This is a genomic window from Streptococcus sp. KHUD_012, from assembly GCF_052588255.1.
The window spans coordinates 453,832-466,448 of record NZ_CP159355.1; the positions used below are offsets into that span (position 1 = coordinate 453,832).

6 protein-coding genes are annotated in these 12,617 nt (G+C 43.5%); all 6 read left to right on the forward strand.

Annotation, left to right across the window (positions count from 1 at the left end; translation table 11 throughout):
• Nucleotides 1–135: 135 nt before the first annotated feature.
• The 6 genes from ABVF55_RS02230 (at nucleotide 136) to asp3 (ending at nucleotide 12,593) form a co-directional block, all read left to right on the forward strand.
• Nucleotides 136–6,357: an accessory Sec-dependent serine-rich glycoprotein adhesin gene (locus ABVF55_RS02230; RefSeq protein WP_445285450.1), complete on the forward strand. Its 6,222-nt coding sequence runs from the start codon at nucleotides 136–138 to the stop codon at nucleotides 6,355–6,357.
• A 187-nt stretch (nucleotides 6,358–6,544) separates the two neighbouring features.
• Nucleotides 6,545–7,549 (forward strand): sugar transferase, encoded by a 1,005-nt coding sequence (locus ABVF55_RS02235; RefSeq protein ID WP_247923752.1) that lies wholly within the window; start codon nucleotides 6,545–6,547, stop codon nucleotides 7,547–7,549.
• A gap of 224 nt (nucleotides 7,550–7,773) precedes the next feature.
• On the forward strand, nucleotides 7,774–8,991 hold the full coding sequence (secY2, locus tag ABVF55_RS02240) for an accessory Sec system protein translocase subunit SecY2 (protein ID WP_045759956.1): 1,218 nt from the start codon (nucleotides 7,774–7,776) through the stop codon (nucleotides 8,989–8,991).
• An 8-nt stretch (nucleotides 8,992–8,999) separates the two neighbouring features.
• Nucleotides 9,000–10,589, forward strand: a complete 1,590-nt coding sequence (gene asp1, locus ABVF55_RS02245) for an accessory Sec system protein Asp1 (protein WP_445285451.1) — start codon at nucleotides 9,000–9,002, stop codon at nucleotides 10,587–10,589.
• A complete protein-coding gene (gene asp2, locus ABVF55_RS02250; RefSeq protein WP_445285452.1) occupies nucleotides 10,582–12,126 on the forward strand; it encodes an accessory Sec system protein Asp2 in 1,545 nt (514 codons plus the stop codon). Before asp1 ends, asp2 begins: the two co-directional genes overlap by 8 nt.
• Nucleotides 12,123–12,593, forward strand: a complete 471-nt coding sequence (gene asp3 / locus ABVF55_RS02255; RefSeq protein WP_037585271.1) for an accessory Sec system protein Asp3 — start codon at nucleotides 12,123–12,125, stop codon at nucleotides 12,591–12,593. Before asp2 ends, asp3 begins: the two co-directional genes overlap by 4 nt.
• The last annotated feature ends 24 nt before the right edge of the window (nucleotides 12,594–12,617 follow it).

The following is a 12,617-nucleotide window of genomic DNA, read 5'->3' on the forward strand; positions in this document are numbered from 1 at the left end:
GAATGAAGTATTTTTAATGTGTTACAAAAAAATTTGAAAATTAAACGATAATATATAAGTTTTTTGTAGCAAATTACTTGAATCTACGTAGTATTGCTGTATAATGAATAATGACTACAATGTAAGGGGAATATCATGCAATTTAAGCGTTCAAAAGGAAACTTTCGTGAAACAGATCGTGTCGTACGCTTCAAATTAATTAAATCAGGAAAAAATTGGCTTCGAGCATCAACAGCTGCTCTAGGCCTCTTTCGCGTGGTGCGTGGGCAAGTGGAGGAGACCATCATTGCCAACGTACAGCAAGATCAAATAGAAAGTCAAAAGCATAGCCAAGCCTTCTTAAAGGGTTTGATTACGGTAGGGACTGTTTTTGGTGGTGCTGTGCTTGCTACGACAGCTAGGGCGGAGGATGCAACATCACTTGCACCAACGGTTTCTGAGACAAAAGAGGAAACCTTGGCAGAAGTGGATAGTGTGGTTTTAGCAAAAACTTCAAGCCAGCCCTCAGAATCCATCTCTGTTTCAGGATCAACTAGCCTTTCTACATCTGTGAGTGTATCTACTTCGATCAGTGAATCTACTTCTTTGTCCTTGAGCGAAGTTGGATCAACTGCATTATCAACGGCACTTAGTGAGTCTGCTCAAGCTCTAGAGTCAGAGGTAGTTGTTGATAAACCGATTAGTTTAGAAGAAGCCACTGTTTTAGAACAAAATACCTCTGAAGCTGAATTGCTTCAAGAAATTGCAGGGAATTACGCATCTAAAATGACGGACACCGATCGCCGAGCAGTGGTCGAAGCGGTCATTAACAAAGTGCAGGCCGAAGTGGCTGCAAGTAATAACTTGATCCATACCAATGCCAGTGCTCAAGCTTATGCTGACCAGCGCGATCGTTTGGAGAAAGCTGTCGATGAGATGATGACGACCTTGACAGCTGCAGGTTTTGTGGGAAATACGAATATAGATGGGAAACCTGTGATCTCTGCTCAGTTGGCTCCTCTAGCTGAGGAAACATACTTGGCTGATGATGTATTGGATATGACCCCGAACCCAGAAGATCCCAATGGTGCGAGTGTAGAAGATCCTACACTTGACACACCAGGATATGCTAAGGATCCTCATCTAGATAAAGATCTCTTAAGATTTTCGCCTGAAGAGTTGAAAAATTTTTTAGGTGAACCCTACACCAATCGTTATACATTTGGTATTTGGGACTTTGTGAATAAACAAGGAGAGTCACTTGGTTACTATGCGACCATGTCGATTGATATCAGTGAGATAGACCCGGAAAAGCATAAGGCAATGGATGTTTATTTCCGCATTGTTCGGAAATCAGATGGGGCTGAAATTTTTTCACAAACTGTATCTCCAGAAGGACATGGCCAAGATATTCAATTACCAAAAGAAGTACTGATTGGTCAAGCTCCCCTTGGGAACAAGGTTTTTAATTCGAAACCTACTACAGGTAATGGAACCTTTGGAATGCTGACGAATGTTATTCCGGAACAAGCTTTCTTCGTCCGGAGTATTTATGATGTCATGACGCCTGAGAACCAGGGGCAATTGATTAGGACCTATCCTAGTATCAAAATTCCATCTATGATGGGACAACAATCGACCTTCTATAGAGAAGTGGACCCGAATGGTAGATGGTTCAATGGGCAATATGAACCAACGGGGAAAGAAAGATCCTTACTAGAGTATAGAATCTACGGATTGGAAGGCCAGCATTATACAGCTTCCAATCCACGCGAATTTCCTGGTTATGTACAGGTCCCAGCGCACACCGTGTTCCCGAATCGTAAAAGTGAGGTGTTCGATAATAGTAAGAATGGGAAATCAAGAATTGAACTATTAGGGGATGCGCGTGAGCATTTCATTAAAAGTGAAGTTGTCACCCTTAATCAAAATGGTGATTATTCTCTTCGCTACTATGTTTTAGATCCTTCTAAAATCCATGATGTTAGTAGTGGTGATGTAGGCAATACTCAGGTAACCGATGTATATACACTTGTTTATGAAAAAGAATTTAAACAAGATAGTACGGATAACCTTTCAGATTTAGGTGGAACTCGTAAAGTTGAAAGTAAAAACAAGGATTATTTCCTGAATGTTACACCAAAACGAATAGATTACCAACATTTTGAGTTGGATATTACAGGTTGGTTCTCTAGTAAGGAGACAGTTACTTACACTGATGAGAAAACAGGAATAGAATATACTGTTCCAAAACCATTCACGGAACTTCCAAAATCAGCATACCTCGATAAAAATACGACCATGGTCGTTGGAGAAGATGCAACACCTCAAGGAGCAGATGGTTTTTCCAACTTCAAACAAACGATCAAAAAAATAGTAGATTCATACCCCTTAACGAGTGTGAATTATTACTATCGGAAGATGACACCGTCAGAATCTGCTTCACAATCTCAAAACTTCTCGATTTCAACTTCAGAGTCACTAGTTTCAGAATCCATTTCATCTTCTCAATCTGTTTCGGTCAGTGAGTCCGTTTCCTTGTCACAAGCATCTAGCTTCGCCAGTCAATCAGATTCACAGGTTTCAACCTCGATTTCCTTGTCACAATCTGTATCGACAAGCGAATCCAACTCGTTGGTTCAGGAATCGATCTCCACTAGTCAGTCGGAGTCTCTAGTCCAAGAGTCGGTTTCAGCCAGTCAATCAGATTCCTTGATTAAAGAATCCGTATCTGCCAGCCAGTCTGATTCGTTGGTTCAGGCCTCTGTTTCAGCAAGTCAATCGGATTCGTTAGTTCAGGCCTCAGTCTCTGCTAGCCAGTCCGAGTCGTTAGTACAAGAATCCGTTTCTGCGAGTCAGTCAGAGTCGTTGATTCAAGCCTCAGTTTCTTCCAGTCAATCAGACTCGTTGATTCAAGCTTCCGTTTCTGCCAGCCAGTCAGAGTCACTGGTACAAGCCTCCGTATCTGCCAGCCAGTCAGATTCATTGGTACAAGCCTCCGTTTCAGCCAGTCAGTCAGAGTCGTTGCTTCAGGAATCCGTATCAGCGAGTCAATCAGACTCGTTGGATCAAACGTCCGTTTCAGCTAGCCGGTCAGAGTCGTTAGTTCAAGCGTCGGTTTCTGCAAGTCAGTCAGAATCATTGATTAAGGAGTCAGTATCTGCCAGTCAATCAAACTCCTTGGTTCAAACCTCGGTTTCAGCCAGCCAGTCTGAGTCGTTGCTTCAGGAATCCGTATCAGCGAGTCAATCAGACTCGTTGGATCAAACGTCCGTTTCAGCTAGCCGGTCAGAGTCGTTAGTTCAAGCGTCGGTTTCTGCAAGTCAGTCAGAGTCATTGATTAAGGAGTCAGTATCTGCCAGTCAATCAAACTCCTTGGTTCAAGCCTCGGTTTCAGCCAGCCAGTCTGAGTCGTTGGTTCAGGCATCTGTATCGGCAAGTCAATCCGACTCGTTGGTTCAAGCCTCAGTTTCTGCAAGTCAGTCAGAGTCGTTGCTTCAGGAATCCGTATCGGCCAGCCAGTCTGATTCCTTGGTTCAAGAATCAGTTTCTTCAAGCCAATCTGAGTCGCTTGTTCAAGAGTCGATTTCAGCGAGTCAATCAGAGTCATTGATTAAAGAATCTGTATCAGCTAGTCAATCCGACTCACAATCAAAAGCAGCATCAGCATCTAAGAGTGAGTCTGAAAAAGCCTCTAAATCTGTTTCGTTGAGTCAGTCGGTATCCTTATCTAATTTAGCATCTAGATCAATTTCTGTGTCTCAATCGCAGTCAACATCGGCGGTTGGATCGGAGGAAGTGGTTTCTCAACTGATTTCCTTGTCACAATCTATTTCGATGAGCAAAAAGCTGTCAGAATCCGTTTCAGCCAGCCAGTCTGAGTCGTTGATTCAAGCATCAGTTTCTGCCAGCCAGTCTGAGTCGTTGATTCAAGCATCAGTTTCTGCCAGTCAGTCAGAGTTACTGGTTAAAGAATCAGTTTCTGCAAGTCAGTTAGACTCGTTGGTTCAAGAGTCAGTTTCTGCGAGCCAATCCGATTCGTTGGTACAAAAATCAGTTTCCGCGAGTCAGTCAGAGTCGTTGGTTCAAGCGTCCGTTTCTGGAAGTGAATCAGAATCGCTAGTCCAAGAATCGATCTCCACAAGCCAATCAGAATCCTTAGTTCAAGCGTCGGTTTCATCCAGCCAATCGGAATCGCTGGTCCAAGAGTCGCTTTCAGCCAGTCAGTCAGAGTCGTTGGTTCAGACATCTGTATCGGCCAGCCAGTCCGATTCGCTGGTTAAAGAATCAGTTTCAGCTAGTCAATCAGATTCCTTGATTCAAGAATCAGTTTCTGCGAGTCAATCAGACTCGCTGGTTAAGGCATCTGTATCGTCTAGCCAATCCGATTCGTTGCTCAAAGAATCCGTATCAGCTAGTCAATCTGATTCCTTTGTTCAAGCATCCGTTTCCGCAAGTCAGTCCGAGTCATTGGTTCAGGAATCAGTATCTGTCAGTCAGTCAGACTCGCTGATTCAAGCATCAGTTTCCGCGAGTCAATCCGATTCGCTAGTTCAAGAGTCAGTTTCCGCCAGTCAATCTGAGTCCTTGATTCAAGCATCAGTTTCCGAAAGTCAATCGCAATCTACTTCTGATATCGAATCTAAGTCTCAAATTACAGAATCTATGTCCTTTTCTCGTTCTGATTCAATGAGTCAGTCGGAATCGCAAGTATCGACTGATTTGCAATCAACATCATTGAGTCAATCAGAATCGTTGGTGCGAGAGTCGATTTCAGCTAGTCAATCCGATTCGTTGATTCAAGAGTCCGTTTCGGCTAGCCAATCCGAGTCGCAGGTTCAAGCCTCAGTATATGCTAGCCAATCGGATTCGTTGGTCCAAGCATCCGTTTCAGCAAGTGAATCAGAATCGCTAGTTCAAGAGTCGATTTCAGCTAGTCAATCAGACTCGTTAGTACAAGAATCCGTTTCGGCAATTCAATCCGACTCCTTGGCCCAAGCATCCGTTTCATCAAGTGAATCAGAATCGCTAATCCAAGAGTCGATCTCAACTAGTCAATCCGAGTCTTTGGTTCAAGCGTCCGTTTCTACTAGTCAGTCCGAATCGTTGATTCAGGACTCCGTTTCAGCGAGTCAATCCGATTCGCTAGTTCAAGGGTCGATTTCAGCCAGTCAATCCGAGTCGCAGGTACAAGAATCAGTTTCTGCCAGCCAATCAGACTCGTTGGCTCAAGTATCGGTATCGGCAAGCCAATCAGAATCCTTGGTTCAGGAATCCGTTTTAGCTAGTAAATCAGAGTCTTTGGTTCAAGCGTCCGTTTCGGCTAGCCAATCAGAGTCATTGGTTCAGGAATCTGTATCTGCCAGCCAGTCAGACTCGCTGATTCAAGCATCCGTTTCAGCAAGTCAATCTGAGTCTTTGATCCAAGCTTTGGTTTCTGCCAGTCGATCGGATTCGTTGGTTCAGTCATCGGTATCTGCTAGTCACTCTGAATCGCTGGTCCAAGAGTCCGTTTCGGCTAGCCAATCGGATTCGTTGGTTCAAGCATCTGTATTGACCAGCCAATCAGAATCGCTGGTTCAGGCCCCGGTCTCAGCTAGCCAATCATACTCGCTGATTCAAGCATCCGTTTCAGCAAGTCAATCTGAATCCTTGGTTCAAGAATCAGTTTCTTCAAGTCAATCTGACTCCTTGGCCCAAGCATCCGTTTCGGCCAGTCAATCCGACTCCTTAGTACAAGCGTCGGTTTCAGCTAGCCAATCAGACTCGCTGGTACAAGAATCAGTCTCAGCAAGTCAATCAGATTCATTAGTTCAAGCTTCTGCTTCGACAAGCGAATCGGCTTCAACTTCTCATGTCGTAGCTGCATCGCAGATTTCAGAGTCTGGATCGTTCTCTCGATCCGTTTCTGAGAGTCTATCTGCTTCACAATGGACATCCCATTCAGAATCTCTAGCATCAACATCTGTTTCAAAATCAGACTCCTATAGCCAATCAACTTCGCTCCTTTCAGCAAGCGAATCGGCTTCAACGTCCATGCCAGTATCTGAATTTCCTTTGACGAGTGTTTCAGATTCTATAAGCGCATCATCAACAGAGAGTCAATCCTTATCGCAGGAAATTTCTGAATGGATCAGTGTGTCTTATGCGTCAAGTTTCTCTGCTGTGACAAGTTCTTCGGAGTCTGTCGTGTCTTCGTTAGACACCTCTTACTCAGAATCTCCATCAGATGCAAGCTCGCTAAGTGCGACACACTCTTCCGGACCTGCTCTTCCAGAGACAGGTGCCCATCCTTCATCTAATATTCTTGCTACAGGAGCTTCCATTCTTCTGTCTGGATTAGCCCTTTTAGGAATTCGGAAAAAAGACGGCAAATAAAACCTTAAAAGACCGGAATGAACCGGTCTTTTATTGATCTAGAATGTCTAAGAAGTTGGGAAATATGTTATAATGAATGAGGAAGTTTTCGTTGAGGGATATGAAAAAGGTTACTTTGTGAAAAGCTCTGTTTGCCTTCATATCTTCAGAAAATATGGGATTAAAAAAGAAGAGTCAGAGGAAAGAGATGAAAATCCATTTTACAAATCTATTTGGGCAATCTTCGAAAAGTGTTGCCCTGATGGCACAAAACGATATTATGAATGTCGTTCGTGAACTTGGGGTTAATGAATTAGGGATCTACTTTTATGATCATAGCAATGAACCAGCTAGCGAATTGAACTCGCGAATGGATGGGATTTTAGCAGGCGTTGCTTTTGGGGATATCGTCTTCGTTCAATCTCCTTCTTGGAATGGAATTGAGTGGGACCGCCGTTTGGTTGATAAGTTAAAACTCCTTCAAACCAAGCTGGTCATGTTTATCCATGATGTCCCACCACTCATGTTTGAGAGCAATTATTACCTAATGCCTAACTATATCGACATGTACAATCAGAGTGATTTGGTCGTTGTTCCGTCAGAGCAAATGTACCATCGTCTAGTATCAGAAGGGCTCACAGTGAAAAAATATGTGGTCCAAAAGTTGTGGGATTTGACCCACAGTTTGGATCTTTACACTCCGCAATTTGAGAAAAAACTGATCTTCTCAGGGAATCCGTCGCGTTTCCCACATATCATCGATTGGAAATATGAGACACCCCTTCATGTCTATACCGAAGCAGTTGAAGGAGTCGATTATTCTAAGGTCCATATAGAAGGCTGGCGGACTAAGCAAGAGTTGCTTCTCGAGCTTTCCAAGGGTGGTTTTGGGCTTGTCTGGGGAAATTCTAAGAATCCTGAGGATGAGCGGGATTACTACAAAGAAAATATTTCCTACAAACTATCGACTTATCTATCTGCTGGTCTTCCGGTAGTAGTGCCAGACTATTTGTCAAATGCAGACTATATTCGAGAAAAAGGGCTGGGCTTTGTAGCCTCCAGTCTTGAAGAAGCCAATCGTTTGGTCCAAGACTGTACAGAAGAAGAGTATGCCCAAATGGTCCGAAAGGCTCACTATACTTCTTATTTGATCCGCAATGGCTATTTTACAAAGAAATTATTTGTCGATACCATCATGGCTTTAGGTGAATAATATCCAAGTAAACAAGATTCTTCAGATAAACATCTGAAGGATTTTTTGTTGAATACGGTACCAAATGGGGAAATTGAAATATTATCAAATATTAGTGACAAATGAGTTTGGAAAAGTCGCAAATTATGGTAAAATAAGTTGAGATAAAATGCTCTAAAGGCACATATTTAAAGGCTGTTTCCCAGGTGAAAGAGTCAAAATGAGTAAGAGAAAGTTTAAAAGAAATGTTAAAACGATCTGAAGTAGGAAAGAGATTTTGTTGGACGATATTTTTCGTCTTTATTTATGTTTTGGGAAGTAAAATTTCCCTGCCTTTTGTTGACTTATCAAAGGCCCTGAGACTCAATGAGGGAACGACAACGGGTTTGCAACTCTCAAGCGCTGTGATGGGGGGAAACCTCCGCGGAATGTCTATCTTTTCGATCGGTCTATCGCCATGGATGTCTTCCATGATTTTGTGGCGGATGTTTACCGTTTCAAAACGCTTTAACCTTGAAAAAACCAGCACGGAGATAGTGGAGCGGCGAAAGATGTACGTGACCTTGGCGCTCGCCATCGTCCAGTCTTTGGCAGTGGCCATGTATCTCCCCTTGAAGACAGGGTTGAACCCTGGACTTGTCATTGCGGTCAATACCATGATTATGGTAGCCGGGGCCTTCTTTTTAGTTTGGCTCTCTGATCTAAATGCCGCTTTGGGGCTTGGAAGTTCTGTTGTGATCATGATGGCTGGGATGGTTATGTACCTGCCCGAAGACGTGATGCAGACCCTTTCAAATGTCAATAATATCCCAGAAATCGCTTATGTTCTGGGCGTGATTTTCATCTTGATTTTTGTCTATGTGGCAGTTTTGGTGGAATATTCCAAGTACCAGATTCCTGTCAATAAATTAGGGATCCACAACAACTTGAAAAGTTATACTTTTTTGGATATCAAGCTCAACCCGGCAGGAGGGATGCCTTTCATGTACGCCATGACCTTGGTGTCCATTCCTCAGTATGCCATGCTCTTGATCTTGTCTATGGATTCCAATGCTAAGTGGGCTGCTCGTTTAGCCAAACACTTGGTGATGGGAGATCCGATTTGGATCCTTCTTTACATTCTGATGATCGCCCTTCTCTCTTTTGCTTTCGCCTTTGTCAATGTGAACGGAGAAGAAATTGCAGATAAGATGATGAAGGCTTCCGAGTATATCGATCATGTCTATCCTGGAGCAGATACACGTCGCTATATCAATAAAATTGTGCTACGCTTGACGGTTTTTGGTACACTGTATCTGATCCTTTTCACGGCGCTTCCTTTTTCTCTCTTGTTATGGGATAAGGATCTCTTGCGCTTGACCATGATTCCAGGAACCTTCCTCATGTTTGTCGGGATGATTTACAATATCCGAGAAGAAATTCGTGCCCTTCGTGTGAATCAACGTTATACAAGAATATTCTAGGAGTAACCATGTATTATTTTGTACCAGCCTGGTATGGAACGGACCGCATCTGGCAGCAAACAGCTACCCCTTGGTACTGGATGCGAGAGTCTATTGAATTTGACGATACCATTAATCAAGTTCGTATTTTTCAAGAAGCAGAAATGGATCGGATCTTATTGTTGCCTCAGTATAGTCCGCAACTGCGCTATTTTTTGCACCGCCAAGATTTGTTAGAGACAGATGTGCTCTCGATTTTTGATAAGATCCAACAGGTTCCGTCTGATTTGGCTATGCGCCCAGTTCAGCTTCAGGACATCGAATGGCCGAGTGAGACCACTTTTTCCTATACTCCCTTTTTGGTGATGGCATTTCGTAAGGGCCACCACCTAGCGAAAATTGATATGGGAGTGGATGGAAACCTTCTCTCTTTGACCCGTTATAAGAATGACGAGATCAGCTACATCGAGTACTTAGATGATCGTGGCTTTATCTCTAGTAGAATCTACTACAATGAGGGAAAACCCTATTTCCAAGAGTATCTGAGTTTTGATGGGCAATGGGTTTTGAGAGAGATGTTGATAGAAGAGAACCACTCCGTCATGGTCAATGAAGCTTTCTTTCATGCCTTCAAAAAAGAAAGCTATGCCAATATGGGAGAAGTTGTCGCTGAAAAAATGAAGGAGCAGCTAGCAACCTTGGTTCCAGGACGAGACCAGTTGGTTTTGGCAGCTCATCCAGCAAATTTGGCCTTTTTACAAGATACAGCAAGTAGCGTCAAAAAAGTCTTGTCTTTCTATGGGGATCGTCAGCCCTTGTCTGCCGAAAACTTTGCCCTCTATTTTGATATGATTGATGCCCAGCTCTTGATTACAGATAGTGAAAAAACCAAAGAAGCGATTGGGGTCTTTTCTCCTAGCTTGGCTCAAAAGACACACCGGATTACCTCTTTTGACTCCCGCCTCCGTTTGGGCTCTAGTCAGGAGCGTAAGGAATCAAAGATTTACTTTTATGTCAACGAAGCTGAGCTTCCAAGTAAGAGCCAGCTCAAGAAGGTTCTGGAGGTCTTGGCGCAACATCCTTTATTTGAAGTTGTTTTTGCATTTTACAATGGATCACCGGAGCGTGTTAAGGAATTAGAAGGGCAACTTGAGGAATTGATCACTAGCGAGCAGGACTTGCATCTGGTTCAATCACCAGCCCAAATAGAAGGGCTTGGGGAAAACCAGATTATCGATGAAGAGTCCGTACAAGATGCATCGGATTACCGTTTTGTAGTTAAGAATTTTTCAAATGAAAATGACATTATTCAAGAGTTGGAAAAAACCCGCTTGATCGTAGATTTAAGCGAGGAGCCCAGCCTCTATACGCAGATTGCAGGGATCTCTGCTGGGATTCCTCAGGTCAACCGCGTCCAGACAGAATATGTCGATCATTTGAAAAATGGCTATGTCTTATCAAAAGGAGACAAGGAATTAGAGAAGGCGATTACTCACTTTTTATTGGAGTTGAAGCCTTGGAACGAAGCCTTGGTCTACTCGATCGAAAAAATTCAAGAATACACTGGTCAACGCTTGATCGAGAAATGGGAAGGATGGATGAAAGAACGTCATGGATAAAAAACTACAGATACCCCATATTCTCCAAATCGGCTCAAGTAGCTGGCAGGATCAAATGGAACTTCCTGCTGGACTTGGCTGGCACTTTTTTCAATCCACTGCTCTTCCATCGCTCAAAGACTATATGGAAGAAGTGGAAATCTCTAAATTTAAAGCCTTGATCCTAGAGAATCCAGAAGATTTGTTGGCTTTAGGAGAAGACCTGACTTATTTTCAGCCTTATACCGTTTTTTATGATGAAAGCCGTAAGCTAGAGGCACCTTCTGCAGAATTGGCCCACCTCTTAACGCTTAAGCAAGCGAGACCCTGGGATTTCTCAAACAAGCATCAATTTCTCTATGTTTTAGACCGCTTTTTATACGACAATCAATACGGGGATGCCTTTACAGTTCGTGATCTGCAGGTGAGACCTGATTTTGCTGGTCAGCAAACAGTCTTGGGGCAACATTTCCTCAAGCTTGACGGAGCATACGGGGAAGAGTTTACGCCGATTGTCCAGTGGGTTTACAATTATGTGTATGACGCTAGCCGCCCCATCAATTTTTGGTTGGAATACGAAAAAGATCCTAGCTGTCAGCTACAACTGCGGATTCAATTTTACCGCTTTGGAGCTTTGGGTGATTGGGTCAAAGATGCGGTCTTTTCAGAAGAAGAGATGCTACAACCACTAGAATTGGATGGAGCAGAGCCTTATTATCTAGCTTTTTCGCTGGAGGCAAAAGGAGAGGGGACGCTTACGATCGGAGCCTTACATAAGCGCTTGTCACATGGTCCTTTAGGAGAGATGACCGTAGGAGCTCAGACGCTACGGGACCACAAACGCCAAGAAATTTTTGCTTATTTCCATCCTGGCGATATGAAGCCACCTTTAAACATTTACTTTTCTGGGTATCGTCCGGCCGAAGGATTTGAAGGGTTTGGGATGATGCGTGCTATGGGTAGTCCCTTTATTCTCTTTTCTGACCCAAGACTGGAAGGTGGATCTTTTTATATGGGCTCAGAAGAATTAGAAAATCTAATCACAGCCTTTATTGATCAGCACTTGGACTTGCTCGGCTTTGAGCCCAAAGAGATGAATTTTTCAGGTTTGTCCATGGGGACCTTTGGTGCCCTTTACTATGGTGCTCTTTATTCTCCTCATGCCATCTTAGTCGGAAAACCCATTGTCAACCTGGGGGATGTCGCTGCTAACCTGAAATTTAAACGTCCAGATGAGTTTGGAACATCCTTAGATATGATGCAGTTGATCATCGGCCAAGTATCACAAGAAGGCATTGCTCAGCTCAATCAACGCTTCTGGGACCGGTTTGAAAAAGCAGACTTTAAGGATACAATTCTAGCCCTTGCCTATATGCGGGATGATGACTACGACCAGCAGGCCTATCCAGATATTTTAGAAGCCTTGTATGAATTGCCGGTTCGTATTATCAGTACCAGCCGCGCTGGTCGACACAATGATGCGAGTGGTCCGATCATTGAGTGGTTTGTGACCCAGTACAAAGAAATCATGGAAAGAGACTTTGGAAGAAACCAATGATAAAAATAAAAGAAAATGAAAGCAGACGAATCTACTGGGGCGATACCGTTCTGGCAGATTATCTTTGGGGGTCGACCATTCAGGCGACTGCCCAAGGAAGCGTTCAATTTCAGAATCCCCTCATGCCATCTGGTCAAGTACTGAAAACCTGGCATTCGCAGACAAATTTTGGCGCAACTCGCCAAATTCCTAGTCTGCCTCTGCTCAAAAGAGAGCAAGATTATGAATTGGTTATCACGATGGAAGCGACTCCCACTCATACCGTTATGGTAGAAATTATCTTTAGAGATCGCTTTGGAGAGCTTGTTGGCCGTCGAGTAACCGCAGAAGGTCGCTTGCAGTTCACCTATCCAGATCAAGCTTACGCCTACGAAGTACGCTTGCTCAGTGCAGGTTTGCAAGAGTTTACCTTCCACTATTTCACTATTCAACCAATATCGTCTGAGGGAGCAGAAGTTCTCGAATAGACGAACATCACTGCAAAAAAGAGG